Origin of the sequence: Pseudomonas duriflava (assembly GCF_007830155.1) — a bacterium.
In the GTDB taxonomy this organism is placed as follows: domain Bacteria; phylum Pseudomonadota; class Gammaproteobacteria; order Pseudomonadales; family Pseudomonadaceae; genus Chryseomonas; species Chryseomonas duriflava.
This window is the reverse complement of the sequence record NZ_VLKY01000007.1, coordinates 256,367-274,898: the sequence shown is the minus strand read 5'-3', so window position 1 is coordinate 274,898 and position 18,532 is coordinate 256,367. Positions and strand designations below refer to the sequence as shown.

The following is an 18,532-nucleotide window of genomic DNA, read 5'->3' as shown; positions in this document are numbered from 1 at the left end:
TCAGGCAGGTTCAGGATGAAAGTTCTGGTAACAGGTGGTGCGGGTTTCATTGGTTCTGCAGTGGTCCGTTTTTTGATTAATGAGACTGAGTGTCAGGTTGCAAATGTTGATAAGCTGACCTACGCGGGCAACCTGGAGTCGCTGAACGAGGTTGCCTCTTCTGACCGTTATGAGTTTCACCAAGTCGATATCTGCGATAAGGCTGCGCTTGAAAAGGTATTTTCTACCTTCAAGCCCCAAGCCGTCATGCATCTGGCTGCCGAGTCGCATGTCGATCGTTCAATCGAAGGTCCTGCCGAGTTCATTCGTACCAATGTTTTGGGTACAGGGACTCTGCTTGAAGTAGCCCGCTCCTACTGGTTGGGGCTGGAGGCTGAAGCTAAAGAAGCTTTCCGCTTCCACCATATTTCTACGGACGAGGTATTTGGCGACCTACACGGTACAGATGATCTCTTTACCGAAACCACGCCTTATGCGCCCAGTTCGCCTTATTCAGCCAGCAAGGCTGGTAGTGATCACTTAGTTCGTGCCTGGGGCCGTACTTATGGCCTGCCAGTACTTATTACGAACTGCTCTAACAACTATGGCCCGTTCCATTTTCCTGAAAAGCTAATCCCTCACGTCATTCTAAACGCCATGCACGGCAAGTCTCTGCCGGTTTATGGTGACGGCTCGCAAATCCGTGATTGGTTGTTTGTTGAGGATCATGCCCGTGCCCTCTATACCGTGGTCACTAAAGGCCAGGTAGGCGAGACCTATAATATTGGTGGGCATAATGAAAAGCGTAACCTTGAAGTGGTAGAAACGATCTGTTCGCTTCTTGAAGAGCTAGCGCCTAACAAGCCAGCCGGCGTAAAGCAGTACCGCGATCTGATTACCTTTGTAAAGGATCGTCCAGGGCATGATCTTCGTTATGCCATCGATGCCAGCAAGATTGCTACCGAGCTGGGCTGGGTTCCGCAGGAAAGCTTTGAAACTGGTTTACGTAAGACGGTCGAGTGGTATCTGAGTAATCGTGACTGGTGGCAGCGTGTGCTATCGGGGGAATATCGCCTGGAGCGTTTGGGCGAGGCTGTTTAAGTAATGGTGTTCGAGCTCGTTGTATGTGTGTCGCTAACCCCTAAATTGGCTGAGAGGGATGTTCTATGAAAAAGTACAAAGGAATTCTACTAGCGGGCGGTTCCGGGACACGTTTACATCCTATTACCCTAGGCGTATCCAAGCAGTCTTTGCCGGTATACGACAAGCCAATGATTTATTATCCGCTATCTGTGCTAATGCTGGCGGGTATTCGTGAAGTGTTGATCATTTCTACACCAACCGATCTACCAGGCTTCAAGCGTATGTTGGGTGATGGCAGCCAATTTGGCATTGAGCTAAGTTATGCCGAACAGCCTAGCCCAGATGGATTGGCGCAAGCTTTCATTATCGGCGCTGAGTTTGTTGGTGAAGACAATGTTTGTCTGGTGCTAGGCGATAACATCTTTTATGGTCAACACTTTACACAAAGTCTAGCTCAAGCCGCCCAGCGCGAAAAAGGCGCTACTGTATTTGGTTACTATGTAGCTGACCCCGAGCGTTTCGGTGTGGTGGACTTCGATGAGAGTGGCAAGGCGTTAAGCATAGAAGAAAAGCCGAAGAAGCCCAGGTCAAACTATGCGGTAACTGGCCTTTACTTCTACGACAATGACGTTCTGGATATCGCTGCTAATATCAAGCCTTCACCGCGGGGTGAGCTTGAGATTACCGATGTGAACAATGAATACCTGCGTCGCGGCGATTTGAACGTGTCGGTATTAGGACGTGGTTTCGCCTGGCTCGATACCGGCACACATGATGCCTTGCTGGAAGCGGGGCATTTTGTGCAGACCATTGAAAAGCGCCAGGGGTTAAAAGTGGCCTGCCTTGAAGAAATCGCTTTGCAAAAAGGCTGGGTAACCACAGAACAGGTCGCCTTGCAGGCGGAGGCGCTCAGTAAAACGGGCTATGGCCAATATCTGGCACGTCTGATTGCAGGAGCGCGTTAATGGAAGTGATCGATACGGTCATTGATGACGTAAAGCTCATTCAACCGCGTATCTTCGGTGATGCGCGGGGGTTTTTCTTGGAAACGTTCCAGGCGGAGCGTTATGCAGAGAAGGCAGGGATAACACTACCTTTCGTTCAAGATAACCATTCACGCTCTTGCCGAGGCGTCTTGCGCGGTTTGCATTTCCAGCGTAGCCGCCCTCAAGGCAAGTTGGTTAGGTGTGTTCGAGGCGAAGTGTTGGATGTTGCGGTAGACATTCGTCAGGGCTCGCCGACTTTCGGGCGTTGGGTTGCGGAAGTTCTTTCTGAAGACAATAAGCGACAGCTTTGGATTCCGCCGGGTTTGGCGCATGGATTTGTAGTGCTGTCCGAGACGGCTGACTTTGAATATAAGTGCACTGATTATTACGACCCCACCGATGAAGGCTGTTTGATCTGGAACGATCCTGACTTGGGTATCGACTGGAAAGTCAGTGAGCCGCAACTGTCCGCTAAGGACGCTCAAGGGCTGCGTCTGTCGGAGCTTTATTGATGAAAATAATGGTCACAGGGGCAAATGGTCAGGTAGGGCAGTGCTTGATTGACCGCTTAAAGCAAACTGATCTGATTTGGGAGGCTCATGGGCGTGCCACTTTGGACATTGCTGACGAGCACTCTGTGGCCGAACAGCTGCAGCGTTTCAAGCCTGATGTCTTGATTAACGCTGCAGCCTACACGTCTGTAGATAAGGCTGAGATAGAACCTGAGGCAGCGTCTCGTGCCAATATAAAAGGGCCTGAAGTGTTGGCTCGCCTTTGTCAGACACAGGGTTGTGCATTGCTGCATATCTCTACAGATTATGTTTTTTCAGGTGAGGCAGTCAGTCCATACACGCCTGAAGACTCTGTAGGACCTTCAGGGCTGTATGGACTAACCAAGCTGGAAGGTGAGCGTCGTATACAAGAGTTTTGTACGCGACATGTCATTCTTCGGACAGCATGGGTCTTTAGTGAGCATGGCAATAATTTCATGAAAACCATGCTTCGCTTGGCAAGAGAGCGCGATACATTACAAGTAGTTGATGATCAGCAAGGAACGCCTACCTATGCCGGTCATATTGCTGATGCTTTGCTGGTAATCGCTCATCGGATTTCGCAGTCCTCTGATTCAGGTACTTATGGCCTGTATCACTTTGGAGGAGACAAAGCGACTACTTGGTGTGCTTTTGCCCGTTATATTATTGACCAAGCCAAGCAAAAGGGACTGCTGACGCGTAGCCCTGTCATTAGAGGAATTACAACAGATGATTTTCCAACGCCTGCCAAGCGTCCTTCCTACTCGGTGCTAAGCAGTTCGCTTCTTCAACAACGCTTCGGAATAATGCCTAGCAATTGGCGGCAGGCAGTAACGGATGTGCTGTTTGTTTTGGCAAGAGAACAAACAGAGCAATTAGAGGCTAACTCTAAGCGCTTCGTAGGTTAGTAACCTTCCTTTTCAACTGCTGTTAGTCATTTGAACGCTGTGTTTTGTGAAAATCTTGAGCGATTGATAGTGGCATAGCACTGAACCTAGGATATTTAATACATTATGTACTACGTGAGCTGCTAGGCTTTTCTATATTGGCTTCTTTGCTAAAATTTTAGCGTAACCCTTCCCTGTGCACGTGATGAAAGGACTCTCAATCATGCACAAGTCAATCTTTGTTCTAACATTGATCATTGCGTCTGTTTTCTCTTCTGTGGCCTATGCTGAAACCTATGGCGATCCCCTCCATTACGCTTTCCCGGCTAAGCCGATCCAGCCTCAGTCAAAGAATCCAGCCGTCTCGAACGGTATAGTGTTTAAACCCGAAAGGATTAATATCAATTCGGCTGACGCTGTATTATTGGACAAGCATCTAAAGGGGGTTGGGGTTGCCAAAGCCAAGGCGATTATTGCCTATCGCGAAGCGCATGGTCCTTTCGCCTCCGTTGATGAGCTGCTGGAAGTCAAAGGAATTGGTCCAGCCATTCTCGAAAAGAATCGAGAAATTCTGACGACTAATTGAACCGTCTATTACTTCTGGCCTCAGCGACAAGGTTTCGCATGTAAAAACTTGTCGCTTGGCTCGTGGATCAGGTCTGCATGGTTTTATGCAAAGGTCTGATTGTTGCTCTAAAAACGTTTGCGCTTTGTAAAGTAAGGGCTTCTAACGCGGGCAGCCCCATTCTTTAAAGCCTTTTAGGTTTCCCTTCCTGTTTTTTGCAAACTTGGCATCCCCATTGCTATGTCTCGGTATAGCTAAATGTGCAGTGTCAAAAAACTGCGCTGTTCGGAGGGTACTGAAGTGCAAGGTTTAGAGTTCAACCGTTTGATGTTGGATATGCGGTCCATGCAGACCGAGGCCATGGCAAAAAGGCCAGTGGCTTCCCCTGTTGAAGGAGGTGTGGTTGATACGCCCAGCTTTTCAAATCTATTGGGTCAGGCCATCAATAAAGTAAGCGAAACCCAAAAAGTCTCCAATGAGATGGCTAGTGCCTTCGAAATGGGGAAGGGTGGAGTAGATTTAACCGAGGTCATGATTGCCTCTCAGAAAGCCAGCGTTTCCTTCCAGGCTCTGCTCCAAGTCCGTAACAAGATGGTTCAGGCCTACCAAGACATCATGCAGATGCCTATCTGAGGATCATGTAAATCATGGCTGACTCTGCCCTCAATACTCCGGTGCCCGCCAAGGCTAACGGTTCTGGTGACTCACCAAAGAAATCGTTTCCTGGCCTTGCATTTCTGGACAATTTGTCCGAGATGACGATCCTACGCCAAGTGGGCCTCATGGTGGGCTTGGCTGCAAGCGTTGCCTTGGGTTTTGCCGTCGTGCTGTGGTCACAACAGCCTGACTATCGTCCTTTATATGGCAGCATGTCAGGTCTGGATGCCAACCAAGTCCTCGAGACGTTGGCAGCGGCTGATATCAACTACAAGGTTGATCCTAATACAGGAGCTTTGTTGGTCAAAGCGGATGACTTGGGCCGTGCGCGTTTGAAGATGGCTAGCGCAGGCGTGGCACCTACGGATGGAATGGTTGGCTTCGAGTTGCTGGACAAAGATCAACCACTCGGAACCAGCCAGTTTATGGAGGCGGCTAACTATCGCCGTGGGCTGGAAGGCGAGCTGGCGCGTACCATTTCAAGTTTGAACAATATCAAGAGTGCCCGCGTCCATCTGGCGATTCCAAAGAGTTCAGTATTCGTCCGTGATGAGCGTAAACCCAGTGCCTCGGTCCTCGTAGAAATCTACCCAGGCCGTACGCTGGATCAGGGGCAGGTTATGTCCATCGTCAATTTAGTGGCGACCAGTGTGCCCGAGCTAAACAAGTCTCAGGTTACGGTCGTGGATCAGAAGGGCGCGCTGCTTTCCGACCAGCTTAATCAATCGGAGCTAAGTATTGCTGGTAAGCAATTGGATTATACCAACCGTATCGAAAGCACGTTGACTCAGCGTGTCCAAAATATGATACAGCCGGTCGTGGGCAATGGCCGCTTCAAGGCGGAAGTGTCGGCGGATGTGGATTTTAGTGCTGTTGAGTCTACATCGGAGCAATTTAATCCTGATCAGCCAGCTCTGCGTAGCGAGCAGATTAATACCGAGCAGCGCCAAACGGCTGGCGGTGGTCCGCAAGGTATTCCGGGTGCGTTGTCTAATCAGCCTCCAGGGCCAGCCGCTGCGCCGGAAAGAGCGGCAGCGGGTGCTGCGGGCCCCAACTACATGCCGCCTGGACAACCATTACGTGACCCGAACGAGCAGTTCATTAATGATCCAAAGACTGGTCTACCTGCTACGCTACCTTACCCAACTGATAAGCGTGACCAGAGTACCCGAAACTATGAGCTGGACCGTAGCATCAGCTACACCCGCCAGCAGCAAGGTCGAGTGCGTCGATTGTCCGTGGCGGTAGTGCTGGATGATCAGGTCAAGATTGATGCGGCGACAGGAGAGGTAAGCCGTACACCTTGGAGTGCGGATGATCTGGCACGCTTTACTCGTCTAGTGCAGGACGCTGTAGGTTTCGATGCTAGTCGTGGCGACAGTGTTAGTGTGATCAACGCGCCGTTTGCGCCGATGACTGCAGATGATATCGAAAACATTCCGTTCTACTCGCAACCCTGGTTCTGGGATGTGGTGAAGCAGGCCCTGGGCATACTGTTCATCCTGGTCCTTGTATTCGGTGTGTTGCGCCCGGTTCTGAACAATCTGGCGGGTGGAAACAAAGGCAAGGAGCTGGCGCTGGCTGACGGTGGTGCTGGAAATATGGCCGGTGGCGGCGTTAACGGTCTAGGTGATGACCTGTCCGAAGACAAAGTAAGCCTGGCTAGTCCTTCTGCTCTTATGCTGCCGGGGCCAAGTGAGAATTACGAAGTGCAACTCAATGCTATCAAGCAATTGGTAGCTGAAGACCCGGGTCTTGTAGCCCAAGTCATGAGGGACTGGATCAATGCCGACGAATGATTTTAGTACCATGAGCAATGTCGACAAGGCTGCAGTCCTGTTGCTCTCTCTGGGTGAAGCCGATGCGGCTCAGATCCTACGCCACTTGGGGCCTAAGGAAGTGCAGCGTGTCGGTACGATCATGGCGCAGATACGCAACATTAGCCGTGATCAGGCTGAGCATGTCTTGGGTAGCTTTATCGAGGTGGTTGGTGAGCAAACCAGCTTGGGTGTAGGCACAGACGGATATATTCGTAAGATGCTTACCCAGGCGTTGGGTGAGGATAAGGCTAACGGCTTGATCGACCGAATCTTGCTGGGTGGAAATACCAGTGGTTTGGACAGTCTAAAATGGATGGAGCCTCGTGCTGTAGCCGATGTGATCCGTTATGAACATCCACAGATTCAGGCGATTGTAGTGGCCTATCTGGATGCCGATCAGGCCGCTGAAGTTTTGGCGCACTTCGATCAAAAGATTCGGCTGGATATCATCTTGCGGGTTTCATCACTTAATACGGTACAACCGGCAGCGTTAAAAGAATTAAATACGATTTTAGAAAAGCAGTTCTCTGGTAGCGCCAGTTCGGCACGTACAACGCTGGGAGGAGTAAAGCGTGCCGCAGACATCATGAACCACCTGGACAGCGCAGTGGAAGCTCCGCTCATGGATGCTATCCGCGAAGTAGACGACGGACTGTCCAGCCAGATCGAAGACCTTATGTTCGTCTTCAACAATCTGGTGGATGTGGACGACCGTGGTATTCAGGCGCTATTGCGCGAAGTGTCCTCCGATATTCTGGTGCTAGCGCTAAAGGGCGCAGACGATGGGATCAAGGACAAGTTCTTCCGCAACATGTCCAAGCGTGCTGGCGAGTTGCTGCGTGATGATCTTGAGTCGCGTGGACCGGTGCGTATCTCTGAAGTGGAAAGTGCTCAGAAAGAAGTCATCGCCGTGGCACGTCGAATGGCCGAGGCGGGAGAAATTGTTCTAGGTGCAAAGGGTGGCGAGGAAATGGTTTAACACTGAATCGCTTTGATCAACCCGGCTGCTGCCTTTTCAGGTGGCAGCCGGGTTTTTTATTGTGACTTGGCCCAGGCCTTGCTTTGTGCTGAACCAATTGTGGTTTTCTTGTCGGGTACAGCAATGAACAAAGCAGAGAGCACTGACTTGATTCGGGCGAAGCAGATAAATGTCTTCGAACGATGGCTCCTCCCTGATTTTGACGGCCCACAGCCCGATCTGGAAACTCATATACCTGAGCCGGAGCCTGAACCTGTCATAGAACCATCTTCGATTGAAGAAGTGCCGATCGAGGAAGTCAAGCCATTGACGCTTGAGGAGCTCGAGGCGATACGTCAAGAGGCTTATCAAGAAGCTTATAACGAAGGATTCATGGCGGGCGAGCGGGAGGGATTCCATTCCGGGCAGGTCAAGGCGCGTCAGGAGGCTGAAGTTGCCCTTAAGAGCAAGCTGAGTAGTCTTGAGATATTGATGGGGCATTTACTAGAGCCTATTGCCCAGCAGGATCGTGAGCTTGAACAGGCTTTAGTGCGATTGGTTGGCCATGTAAGCCGACAGGTCATTCAGCGTGAACTGATTCAGGATTCCAGCCAATTGCGGCAGATTTTGCGTGAGGCGCTCAAACTGTTGCCGATGGGGGCAAGTAACATCCGGATTCACTTGAGTCCTCAAGATTTCGATTTGGTCAAGGCGTTGCGTGACCGTCATGATGAGCATTGGAAGCTTCTGGAGGACGAAGCCTTGTTGCCGGGCGGCTGCCGTATCGAAAGTGAGCACAGCGTCATCGATGCCAGTGTCGAGACGCGTATTGCACAGGCCATGACCCAGCTCGCCGAGCAGCAACGTCATCAGGCGACCCAGCCTGCTGAACCTGACATGCATATCTCTCTCGAGGGCGATGCTGATGCATCTTGATCGCTTGAGCTTTCAGCGGCGTATGGGTGGCTATATCGATGCAGTCAGCCTGCCGGGCGAACCTGTGATTGAGGGGCGTCTCTTGCGCATGGTGGGGCTAACACTCGAAGCTGAAGGCTTACGTGCTGCCGTAGGGAGTCGCTGTCAGGTTATCAATGGAGGAAGCTATCAGCCCGCACAGGTAGAGGCAGAAGTCATGGGCTTCTCCGGCAATCGTACCTTTTTGATGCCAATTGGTAGCTTGGCAGGCATTGCTCCGGGCGCCCGAGTTGTTCCTCTCCCTGATACAGGGCGTCTGCCGATGGGCATGTCGATGCTAGGACGTATCCTGGATGGTCTAGGCAATGCGCTTGATGGCAAAGGCCGGATGCGTGCTGAAGATTGGGTGCCGATCGATGGGCCTACAATTAACCCGCTCAAGCGTCATCCTATTAGCGAGCCGTTGGATGTAGGCATTCGCAGTATTAATGGTTTGTTGACAGTGGGTCGCGGGCAACGTCTTGGCTTGTTTGCCGGTACTGGGGTAGGCAAGAGCGTGCTTTTGGGCATGATGACCCGCTTTACCAAGGCCGACATTATTGTGGTCGGGCTGATTGGCGAGCGGGGCCGGGAAGTAAAAGAGTTCATCGAGCAGATTTTGGGCGAGGAGGGCATCAAGCGCTCTGTTGTTGTGGCGTCGCCTGCAGACGATGCTCCTCTGCTACGTCTACGTGCCGCCATGTATTGCACGCGTATCGCTGAATATTTTCGCGATAAGGGCAAGAATGTCCTGCTTTTAATGGATTCTTTGACACGTTACGCCCAGGCGCAGCGGGAAATCGCTTTGGCTATTGGTGAGCCGCCAGCAACTAAAGGGTATCCGCCATCAGTGTTCGCCAAGTTACCTAGCCTTGTAGAGCGAGCCGGTAATGCCGAAAAAGGTGGTGGTTCCATTACGGCTTTTTATACGGTGCTCTCAGAGGGCGATGATCAACAAGACCCGATTGCCGATGCTGCTCGTGGTGTATTGGATGGACACTTCGTCTTGTCGCGTCGCCTGGCAGAAGAGGGACATTACCCTGCTATCGACATTGAGGCCTCTATCAGCCGAGTGATGCCGCAGGTGGTCAGTCAGGAGCATTTACGTAATGCGCAGCGTATTAAACAACTATGGTCCCGCTACCAGCAAAGTCGCGACTTGATCAGCGTAGGGGCCTATGTGCCAGGCGGTGATCCGGAAACGGATCAGGCTATCAAGCGCTACCCTGTCATGCAGCAGTATCTGCGACAGGCGTTGAATGAAAGCGAGTCGCTAGAGCAGAGCGAGCAGTTTTTAAATGCCGTGTTGGAAGGATAATAGAACATGAAAGGTCGTGCAGCACGTTTGGCTCCTGTGATCGATATGAGCGAGCAGGAGGAGCGTGAGGCGGCCCGGCAATTGGGTAAGTGCCAGGCGCAGCTCATGCAAGCTGAGCAGAAACTAGCCGATTTGCAGCAGTATCGAGACGATTACCACAAGCAGTGGTTGAATGCGGGAAGTCAAGGCGTTTCTGGACAATGGATGATTGGTTACCAGCGGTTCCTGAGCCAGCTCGAGGACGCGATTGCACAGCAGGAGCGTAGTGCTGCCTGGCATCGTGAAGTTGTCACAAAAGCCCGGCAAGCTTGGCAACAGCGATATGCTCGCCTTGAAGGGCTGCGCAAGCTAGTACAGCGGTATCGCCAGGAGCAGCGTCTGGTCGATGATAAGCACGAGCAGAAGCAGCTGGATGAAATGTCTCAACGGTTATTACAGAGGGCGCGTGCCTACTAGTAATTCCGGAAGGAGCGTTGCATGGGAATTATTGCCTTGCCGTCGGCTGACGGAAAAGAGCTTACGCTGCGGATCGAAGGTCGCTTCGATTTTAGTACCCATCAGGCGTTTCGCCGTGCTTACGAGGAAACGGTCTCGACGCCGGAGCGCTATATAGTTGATTTAGCTCAAACAACTTATGTAGACAGCGCAGCGTTAGGGATGCTGTTGCTGCTTAGAGACCATGCTGGAGGCGACCAGGCGAATGTGCGTTTGATCAATTGTGGAGCCGCCTTACGCGAGATTTTTGAGTTTGCGCAGTTTAATGTGCTGTTTACATTGCGCTGATGACAGCTCTATTACTGCCAGGCAATACAGGGCTAAAGTCGTGGCGGCTAGATGCCAAGTGCCTCGCGCGGGGTTTTTCTATAAATGAGTTGCTGGGCGACTGGCTGCCTCCTGAGCTTGGCCAGAGCCTTTTGCATATCAAGACGCAGCTCGTCCTAAATGAATTGCTGAACAATGCAATAGATCATGGTCTCCTGCGGCTGGATTCTAATCTGAAATGCGATGCGGCCGGGTTTTCATATTTTCTGGCACAGCGAAAGCAACGTCTGGCGAAACTACGTCATGGATTCGTAACACTTGATCTGACCTGGAGCCATCAGGAGGGAAGGGCAGTGATTCAGGTCGAGGTAGGAGATTCTGGACCTGGATTCGATTTGAAGGCTGTATTGCAGGGTTCATTAACCTTTCCCTCCTATGCTGGTAGAGGGCTGCCTTTAGTACGTTATCTTTGTAAAGATAATTTATGGCAAAGTGCTACTGGTAAAGTATGTGCCATTTTCGTGGCAACGGATATTTCGACTTGATAGGCTGTGTGCATCCTCTGTACGAGCCCATTGATAACTTGCAGTTTCATCGGATAACCGTCCTGGTGAATGAGACCCTATATGTCATTGCCCCATTTGGATAACGAAGCGCTTATCGCCTTGCAGGACGTTATGGAAGACGAATATGGAAATCTGCTTGATACCTATATTCTCGATTCGGAAGAGCGTATCCGTGGGCTCAAGCAGGCATGTGAAGCGGAGGACTTAGGCGAAATCAAGCACCTTGCTCATAGCTTTAAGGGCAGTTCCAGCAACATGGGAGCTGTAGCCTTGACTGCTTTATGCCGCGACTTGGAGGAGGCTGCTCGCCGAGGCCTTTCCTATTCGATAATCAGTGAAAAGCTCGAGCAGATTCAGCGTGAGTTCGCCATTGTGCGCATATTATTTAAGTCTGAGCGGCAGCGTTATCGTTAAGCTTTCCGCCAGTCTGCGTAGTATAACTCATAACTTGGCCTAAGCTTTGCTTCTCTCGCTCCAGATCTCATCACTGGAGCAATTTTATGGCTGTCGCCTCCGACCTTACGCTGTCGTCGACGCCTGACCTCCGCTCGGCAACCCGGATGACGCCATCATCCGAACGGGCTGGCGAAGCGTCTCGAAAAGACACCACAAGCTTTGCCGAGCTCTATGCCCAAGAGCAGCAACCTGCCCGCAAGGAGCCCACTCAATCCGCACGCGTGGAGCGTCGAGAAATGAGTGAGAAGCCCGAGCGTGCGAGTAAGTCGACTCAGGAGCGGGATACTGAGGTGCCGACTCGAACCAATGCAGCACCTGCTGAGAAAAAAACGGCCTCTGCCGATAGCGGCAAGTCTTTGCCGGTAGGCGAGGAGGAGGAGCCTGTACCTGAAGCGCAGCTGGATCCGTTACTGCTGCTAGGTATGACTGGTCAGTTACCGGAAGAGCCTGCAATACCGCCTTCCTTGAGCGGCAATTCTTTGACGTCAGCGTTAGAGATGGTGGAAGAAGGCGCCGATAATCCAGCGGTAGCCTTGTTGCCAACCGATACATTGATTTTGGAAGGCACATCCTCTTTGCAGGAGGTGTCGCGCCTTTCCGGATCGGTTGCTCCAAATGCTGACACAAAGGCCAATGCTTTAACTCAGCAAGTTAATACGGATGTCTCCAAGCAGCCAATAATGATGGCGACGGTGCTTTCCGAGCAGGTGGCGACAGAGGGAGACTTGGCTGGAGATGCCTTGCAGCTTTTATCGGAAGCTGATGATGGAAAAGGTACATCCGCTGCGAAAGCCGAATCCTTTACGGATCGACTCGGTGCGCTGACTCAAGCGATGTCTGCATCAGCGCAGACAACCCGCCCCGTAATGCCAACCGTCCCCGGCCAGCCTGTTCCTATGAACCAGCCTGGGTGGAGTGAGGCGGTAGTGGATCGAGTTATGTGGATGTCGAGTCAGAATCTCAAGTCGGCCGATATCCAGATGGAGCCGGCAGGCTTGGGGCGTCTGGAGGTACGTATTCAGATGTCGCCTGAACAGACGCAGGTCACTTTTGCCAGTCCTCATGCGGCGGTTCGTGATGCGCTTGACAGCCAGTCGCAGCGGTTGCGCGATCTTTTCGTACAGCAGGGTATGACGTTGGATGTGAACGTCTCCGATCAGTCTATGCATCGTAGCTGGCAAGGATCGCAGGGAGATAGTCGCCCTGGTTCCGGTCGCTCAACCGGCTTGCATCAGGACGAAGCAGTCGAACAGGTTGGCAGCATGACGATCGAAACGCCTGTGCAAACCACGCTTAAGCGCGATGACGGGCATGTGGATTACTACGCGTAAGACTTAGGAAGTATGACTATAAGACTTTATGGCGCAGCCCTGCCCCTGGCATCTTTCCTGCACAGAACCTGATAGTACCGTCGCCGTTCCGACACTACAGAGCGACGACGGTTGATTTTTCACGCAATGGATATCCATAGATATGGCCAAGAAAGAAAAGGCGCCTGATGACGGCACCCAACCAGCCAAGAAAGGCAAGCTCAAGCTGATCATTATTGTAGTGCTCGGGCTGTTGTTGACGGTGGGGGCTTCGGTGGGAGGTACCTGGTTTGTCATGAACAAGAAAGTCCAGCAGGCTGAGACGGCAAAGACCGAATCTGCTGCGCCTGTCCGATTACCTGCTATTTATGAAAAATTAACGCCGTCTTTTGTGGTCAATTTCAATATGAATGGTCGGCAACGTTACATGCAGATCGGTGTGGCTCTCATGGGACGTGATCAGGTCAAAATGGATGCTCTTAAAGCCCATCTTCCGCAAGTCCGCAATCAATTAGTCATGCTGTTCTCCGGACAAAACTTCGATACCTTACTGACGCCGGTTGGAAAGGAGCTGCTTCGCCAGCAGGCAACATCGAGTATTCAGGAGCTTGCTCAGAAGCAAGTGGGGCAGCCTACCGTAGAACAAGTTTTATTCACTAATTTCGTCTTGCAATAGGAATCATCATGGCTGTGCAAGATTTACTTTCCCAGGATGAAATCGATGCGCTCCTGCATGGCGTTGATGATGGCTTGGTAGAGCCGGAAGCTGTAGCGCCTTCTGGTACCGTTAGAGGATATGACCTGACCAGCCAGGATCGGATTGTGCGTGGTCGCATGCCGACTCTGGAGATGATTAACGAGCGCTTTGCCCGTTATACCCGTGTGAGCATGTTTAACTTGTTGCGCCGTTCCGCCGACGTATCGGTAGGCGGCGTACAGGTCCTGAAGTTTGGTGAATACATCCGCTCCCTGTATGTGCCGACCAGCTTGAACATGGTGAAGATCAAGCCACTGCGTGGTACGGCGCTGTTCATTCTCGATGCGCGTCTGGTTTTCAAGCTCGTGGATAACTTTTTTGGTGGCGACGGCCGACATGCCAAGATTGAGGGTCGTGAGTTTACACCTACCGAGTTACGTGTGGTGCGGATGGTGCTGGATCAATGTTTCGTCGATCTGAAAGAGGCCTGGGGTGCGATGCTGGCTTGTCAGTTCGAGTACATAAACTCTGAAGTCAACCCGGCTATGGCCAATATCGTGAGCCCCAATGAAGTAGTCGTGGTCAGCTCGTTCACGATCGAGCTCGACGGCGGTGGTGGGGAGCTGCATATCGCCATGCCGTATTCAATGATCGAGCCGATTCGTGAAATGCTCGATGCTGGTTTTCAGTCGGATGTGGACGATCAGGACGAGCGTTGGGTCAAGGCACTGCGAGAGGATCTGTTGGACATTCGCGTACCGCTCCAGGCAACTGTGGTCCGTCGTCAACTTAGGCTGCGCGACATTCTGCACATGCAGCCGGGTGACGTTATTCCAGTCGATTTGCCTGAAGAGATGTTGATGCGTGCTAACGGAATGCCTACTTTCAAAGTCAAAATGGGCTCGAAAAGAGGTAATTTAGCATTGCAAATTATTGAACCGGTTAAAAGTTTGCGCTAGCACGAAAGAACTTAAACCCTTATTTAGGCCCTTAGCGCCCAACGCTTTACACTGAGGTTAAGATGGCAGACCACAACCAAAGCACCAGCAGCGAAGAACAGGCTCTAGCCGATGAATGGGCTGCTGCCATGGAAGAGTCCGGTGACTCCAACCAGTCCGAAATCGATGCCTTGATGCAGGGTGGTGAAGGTCCCGCGCGGGCACCCATGGAGGAATTCAACGGCTCGAAAGGCGGTAATCTTTCGATTTCCGGTATGGAAGGCCCGAACCTGGATGTGATTCTGGATATTCCAGTCATGATCTCTATGGAGGTTGGACATACAGACATTTCTATCCGGAACCTGCTACAACTGAATCAGGGCTCTGTAATCGAGCTTGACCGCCTGGCCGGTGAGCCGCTTGACGTATTGGTTAACGGTACGCTGATTGCCCATGGCGAGGTGGTGGTGGTAAATGAGAAGTTCGGCATCCGGCTGACCGATGTTATCAGCCCTAGTGAACGCATCAAGAAACTACGCTGACCTATGCGCATGCTCATGGCTCTACTGGCGGTTTTGCCGCTGGCCTCACTGGCGGCTGAAACAGCTGTCCCTCCTATTAACGTAGGGTCGCAAGTAGCCCAGATACTGCTTGGGTTGCTATTGATCATCGGCCTTATTCTAGGGCTGGCTTGGTTGGTGCGACGAATGCAGCAAGTAGGGCCTAAGAGTAATCAGGTCATCAAACTGGTCGCGATTCAGCACCTGGGGCCACGCGAAAGGCTGGTTCTGGTGCAAGTAGGCCAGGAGCAGGTATTGGTTGGGCTGACGGCTGGGCGTATTACCCCTTTGCATGTTATGCAGGAGCCGGTACGCCTAGCTGAGGAACAGCCGGCCTCGCCGGAGTTTGCCCAGCGGTTGTTCGAGTTGATCAGTCGCGAACCCAAGGACAAGCTATGATTCATGTGTTGACCAAGTGCTTCCCATGGTTGATGAGGAGCACAGATAGGTGCTGACTGTTATAACTGATGTTGTTATGCGCAGGTTATTGCCTGATCGACAGTTCTGGCGCTACGGGTTGTTAGTGATCCTGGCGCTTCTAACACCTCTGGCCTTTGGTCAGGAAAACGCTTCTGCTACTGCCAACCCGCTTTCTATTCCGGCGATTACGCTTAGTACTAATGCGGAAGGTCAACAGGAATACTCGGTAAGCCTGCAAATCCTGTTGATTATGACGGCGCTGAGCTTTATTCCGGCTTTCGTCATGTTGATGACCAGCTTTACGCGGATCGTTATCGTCTTTGCTATTTTGCGACAGGCGCTGGGATTGCAAACAACACCTTCGAATCAGGTGTTGATTGGCATGGCGCTTTTTCTGACGCTGTTCATCATGGCGCCGGTATTTGACCGTATCAACACCACAGCCTTCCAGCCCTATCTGAATGAGCAGTTGTCTGCGCAGGAGGCCATCGGTCGTGCAGAGGGGCCAATTAAGGATTTTATGTTGGGGCAGACCCGTCAGTCAGATCTTGAACTGTTCATGCGACTTTCCAAGCGGACAGACATTCCAAGTGCTGATGAGGCGCCTTTAACGATCTTGGTGCCAGCGTTCGTAACATCCGAGTTGAAAACTGCCTTTCAGATCGGTTTCATGATTTTTATTCCCTTCCTCATTATCGATTTGGTGGTGGCCAGCGTACTAATGGCGATGGGTATGATGATGTTGTCACCTATGATTATTTCTTTGCCGTTCAAACTAATGCTGTTTGTATTGGTGGACGGCTGGGCGCTCATTATGGGCACCCTCGCCAGCAGCTTCGGTACGGTATAGAGAGGTAACCATGACGCCTGAAATAGCTGTCGACCTGTTTAGACAGGCCCTGTGGCTCACTGCCTTGCTGGTAGGCATTCTGATTCTGCCTAGCCTGTGTGTAGGGTTGATCGTGTCAATGTTTCAAGCGGCAACCCAGATCAACGAGCAGACTTTGAGTTTTCTGCCACGTCTAATCGTCACCTTATTGACGTTGATCGTGCTCGGGCCTTGGATGATTCGTGAGCTCATGGACTTTATGCGGGCCATTATCATCAATATTCCGCTGGTAATTGGCTGATCGATGCTAGAGCTGAGCGATGCGCAGATTGGTGGTTGGGTAGGTAGTTTCTTTCTGCCGCTGATTCGCATCGCGTCCCTGTTTATGACTATGCCTATCATTGGTACCAACCTCGTACCGGCCCGTGTGAGGTTGTACCTGGCGCTGGCTTTCACGGCTCTGCTGGTGCCAACCCTACCACCTATGCCGCAGGTGGACGCCATTAGTGTTCAGGCGCTACCGCTGATTGCCGAGCAAGTCTTGATCGGCGCTTTAATGGGATTCAGCCTTCAGTTGTTTTTCCATGTTTTTGTAGTGGCCGGACAATTATTGTCGATCCAGGCCGGCTTGAGTTTCGCCTCAATGGTGGACCCGGCAAATGGTATCTCCGTGCCTGTCCTCGGCCAATTCTTTACTGTTCTGGTAACCTTGCTTTTCCTAGCCATGAATGGCCATCTTGTTGTATTTGAGATTCTTGTAGAAAGCTTTACGACATTGCCTGTAGGGGATGTGCTTAGTGTTGATCATTATTGGGATATAGCAGGCAAGCTGGGTTGGGTGCTGGGCGCTGGTGTGCTATTGGTGTTGCCTGCCGTTACGGCGCTTCTGGTCATCAACCTGTCCTTTGGTGTCATGACGCGTGCAGCGCCGCAGCTCAATATTTTTTCGATCGGCATGCCGCTTACGGTCGGCCTGGGGCTGGTCATCATTTGGATCGGCACTGCCGATATCCTGTCGCAGTATCAATCTCTCGTGACCGAGGCGCTGCAATGGCTGCGCGAGTTGGTCCGGGCGCGCTAAGGAGGAGGTCCCATGGCGGATGAATCCAGCAGTGAAGACCGCACAGAGGAACCCACCGAGAAACGTAAACGAGAGGCGCGCGAGGAAGGCCAGCTGCCTCGCTCAAAAGAGCTGGGCACGTTTTCCGTCGTATTAAGTGGTGTAGGCGGGCTGCTCATGTTTGGTGCCACGCTCGGGCAAGCGCTGCTTGATGTAATGCGTGGGAATTTCTCTTTAACCCGTGAAACTGTGCTAGACGAGCGGAACATGGGGTTGCTGTTACTGGCATCTGGCAAGACCGCCATGCTGGGGATGATGCCGATTCTCCTGGTGCTGTTATTGGCTGCGATCATTGGGCCGATCACCTTGGGAGGCTTCTTGTTTTCAGGCAAAAGCCTGCAGCCTAAATTCAACCGAATGAATCCTGCCTCGGGTCTCAAGCGCATGTTTTCAACACATTCGCTTATGGAGTTGGGCAAAGCTTTAATCAAGTTTGTGCTGATCTTATGCATTGCCTTGCTAGTCTTGTCCGCAGAGCGTGACGCCTTGCTGGCAATTGCCAAGGAGCCATTAAACAATGCAATCTTGCACAGTATTCAAGTGGCCGGTCATGCCACGTTGCTGTTATCCATAGGCCTGTTCATCATCGCCGCGGTAGACGTGCCGTTCCAGCTGCACAGCAACAAGAAAAAGCTGATGATGACCAAGCAGCAGATCAAGGATGAATACAAGGACAGTGAGGGGAAACCAGAGGTAAAAGGGCGAATCCGGCAAGTGCAGCGGGAAATCGCGCAGCGGCGCATGATGGCTGCAGTACCAGAAGCCGATGTGATCATCACCAACCCCACCCACTATGCCGTAGCGCTGAAATATGATGCTGAGAAAGGCGGGGCGCCGGTACTTGTGGCCAAGGGGAACGATTTTACAGCGCTGAAAATTCGCGAGATTGGACAAGAGCATGCGATCACGCTGCTGGAGTCGCCAGCCTTGGCGCGAGCGGTGTACTACTCGACTGAAATCGACCAGGAGATTCCAGCAGGCTTGTATATAGCAGTTGCTCAGGTATTGGCTTATGTCTATCAGCTCCGGCAGTACCAGGAAGGGCGAGGGCGTCGTCCGGACAAACTGCGGGACCTTCCGATCCCGCCGGATTTACAGCGCGACGAATAAAGGAGGCCCTGCTTGTGCAGGGCC

At 51.9% G+C, this 18,532-nt stretch carries 23 protein-coding genes; all 23 read left to right on the top strand.

Annotation, left to right across the window (positions count from 1 at the left end):
- Positions 1-15 precede the first annotated feature (15 nt).
- The 23 genes from rfbB to flhB all read left to right on the top strand — a co-directional run bounded on the left by rfbB (position 16) and on the right by flhB (position 18,508).
- Positions 16-1,080, top strand: a complete 1,065-nt coding sequence (gene rfbB / locus IQ22_RS12420; protein WP_145138774.1) for a dTDP-glucose 4,6-dehydratase — start codon at positions 16-18, stop codon at positions 1,078-1,080.
- 65 nt (positions 1,081-1,145) lie between these two features.
- Positions 1,146-2,027 (top strand): glucose-1-phosphate thymidylyltransferase RfbA, encoded by an 882-nt coding sequence (gene rfbA, locus IQ22_RS12415; protein WP_145138777.1) that lies wholly within the window; start codon positions 1,146-1,148, stop codon positions 2,025-2,027.
- Entirely contained in the window at positions 2,027-2,560 is a 534-nt protein-coding gene (gene rfbC, locus IQ22_RS12410; RefSeq protein ID WP_145138781.1) for a dTDP-4-dehydrorhamnose 3,5-epimerase, read from the top strand. Before rfbA ends, rfbC begins: the two co-directional genes overlap by 1 nt.
- Complete coding sequence (rfbD, locus tag IQ22_RS12405) at positions 2,560-3,489, top strand: dTDP-4-dehydrorhamnose reductase (RefSeq protein WP_145142210.1); 930 nt, start codon at positions 2,560-2,562, stop codon at positions 3,487-3,489. The genes rfbC and rfbD overlap by 1 nt, the downstream gene beginning before the upstream one ends.
- Positions 3,490-3,691: 202 nt before the next feature.
- Positions 3,692-4,054: a ComEA family DNA-binding protein gene (locus IQ22_RS12400; protein WP_145142208.1), complete on the top strand. Its 363-nt coding sequence runs from the start codon at positions 3,692-3,694 to the stop codon at positions 4,052-4,054.
- 237 nt (positions 4,055-4,291) lie between these two features.
- The gene (fliE, locus tag IQ22_RS12395; protein WP_145142206.1) at positions 4,292-4,666 is read left to right on the top strand and encodes a flagellar hook-basal body complex protein FliE; all 375 of its coding nucleotides are present in this window, start codon (positions 4,292-4,294) and stop codon (positions 4,664-4,666) included.
- 14 nt (positions 4,667-4,680) lie between these two features.
- On the top strand, positions 4,681-6,489 hold the full coding sequence (gene fliF / locus IQ22_RS12390; RefSeq protein ID WP_145142204.1) for a flagellar basal-body MS-ring/collar protein FliF: 1,809 nt from the start codon (positions 4,681-4,683) through the stop codon (positions 6,487-6,489).
- Positions 6,476-7,489 carry a flagellar motor switch protein FliG gene (gene fliG / locus IQ22_RS12385; RefSeq protein ID WP_145142202.1) on the top strand — a complete coding sequence of 338 codons (1,014 nt, stop codon included), beginning with the start codon at positions 6,476-6,478 and terminating at the stop codon, positions 7,487-7,489. Before fliF ends, fliG begins: the two co-directional genes overlap by 14 nt.
- A gap of 123 nt (positions 7,490-7,612) precedes the next feature.
- Positions 7,613-8,404 carry a flagellar assembly protein FliH gene (fliH, locus tag IQ22_RS12380; RefSeq protein WP_145142200.1) on the top strand — a complete coding sequence of 264 codons (792 nt, stop codon included), beginning with the start codon at positions 7,613-7,615 and terminating at the stop codon, positions 8,402-8,404.
- Complete coding sequence (gene fliI / locus IQ22_RS12375) at positions 8,394-9,740, top strand: flagellar protein export ATPase FliI (RefSeq protein ID WP_145142198.1); 1,347 nt, start codon at positions 8,394-8,396, stop codon at positions 9,738-9,740. Before fliH ends, fliI begins: the two co-directional genes overlap by 11 nt.
- 6 nt (positions 9,741-9,746) lie before the next feature.
- Positions 9,747-10,196: a flagellar export protein FliJ gene (gene fliJ / locus IQ22_RS12370; protein ID WP_145142196.1), complete on the top strand. Its 450-nt coding sequence runs from the start codon at positions 9,747-9,749 to the stop codon at positions 10,194-10,196.
- A 21-nt stretch (positions 10,197-10,217) separates the two neighbouring features.
- Complete coding sequence (locus tag IQ22_RS12365) at positions 10,218-10,523, top strand: STAS domain-containing protein (protein WP_145142193.1); 306 nt, start codon at positions 10,218-10,220, stop codon at positions 10,521-10,523.
- Positions 10,523-11,047 carry an ATP-binding protein gene (locus tag IQ22_RS12360; protein ID WP_145142190.1) on the top strand — a complete coding sequence of 175 codons (525 nt, stop codon included), beginning with the start codon at positions 10,523-10,525 and terminating at the stop codon, positions 11,045-11,047. Before IQ22_RS12365 ends, IQ22_RS12360 begins: the two co-directional genes overlap by 1 nt.
- A gap of 81 nt (positions 11,048-11,128) precedes the next feature.
- Positions 11,129-11,482, top strand: a complete 354-nt coding sequence (locus IQ22_RS12355) for an Hpt domain-containing protein (protein WP_145142188.1) — start codon at positions 11,129-11,131, stop codon at positions 11,480-11,482.
- Between the two features lie 86 nt (positions 11,483-11,568).
- Positions 11,569-12,855, top strand: coding sequence for a flagellar hook-length control protein FliK (locus tag IQ22_RS12350; RefSeq protein WP_145142186.1), 1,287 nt, complete (start codon positions 11,569-11,571; stop codon positions 12,853-12,855).
- Between the two features lie 142 nt (positions 12,856-12,997).
- Complete coding sequence (fliL, locus tag IQ22_RS12345; RefSeq protein WP_145142184.1) at positions 12,998-13,510, top strand: flagellar basal body-associated protein FliL; 513 nt, start codon at positions 12,998-13,000, stop codon at positions 13,508-13,510.
- Between the two features lie 8 nt (positions 13,511-13,518).
- Positions 13,519-14,490: a flagellar motor switch protein FliM gene (gene fliM / locus IQ22_RS12340; protein WP_145142182.1), complete on the top strand. Its 972-nt coding sequence runs from the start codon at positions 13,519-13,521 to the stop codon at positions 14,488-14,490.
- 62 nt (positions 14,491-14,552) lie between these two features.
- Positions 14,553-15,011: a flagellar motor switch protein FliN gene (gene fliN / locus IQ22_RS12335; RefSeq protein WP_145142179.1), complete on the top strand. Its 459-nt coding sequence runs from the start codon at positions 14,553-14,555 to the stop codon at positions 15,009-15,011.
- A 3-nt stretch (positions 15,012-15,014) separates the two neighbouring features.
- A complete protein-coding gene (gene fliO, locus IQ22_RS12330) occupies positions 15,015-15,428 on the top strand; it encodes a flagellar biosynthetic protein FliO (protein ID WP_145142177.1) in 414 nt (137 codons plus the stop codon).
- 76 nt (positions 15,429-15,504) lie between these two features.
- The gene (fliP, locus tag IQ22_RS12325) at positions 15,505-16,299 is read left to right on the top strand and encodes a flagellar type III secretion system pore protein FliP (protein ID WP_145142249.1); all 795 of its coding nucleotides are present in this window, start codon (positions 15,505-15,507) and stop codon (positions 16,297-16,299) included.
- A gap of 10 nt (positions 16,300-16,309) precedes the next feature.
- Positions 16,310-16,579 (top strand): flagellar biosynthesis protein FliQ, encoded by a 270-nt coding sequence (gene fliQ / locus IQ22_RS12320; protein ID WP_145142175.1) that lies wholly within the window; start codon positions 16,310-16,312, stop codon positions 16,577-16,579.
- Between the two features lie 3 nt (positions 16,580-16,582).
- Positions 16,583-17,359 carry a flagellar biosynthetic protein FliR gene (fliR, locus tag IQ22_RS12315; RefSeq protein WP_145142173.1) on the top strand — a complete coding sequence of 259 codons (777 nt, stop codon included), beginning with the start codon at positions 16,583-16,585 and terminating at the stop codon, positions 17,357-17,359.
- A gap of 12 nt (positions 17,360-17,371) precedes the next feature.
- Positions 17,372-18,508 (top strand): flagellar biosynthesis protein FlhB, encoded by a 1,137-nt coding sequence (gene flhB / locus IQ22_RS12310; protein WP_145142171.1) that lies wholly within the window; start codon positions 17,372-17,374, stop codon positions 18,506-18,508.
- Positions 18,509-18,532: the final 24 nt, after the last annotated feature.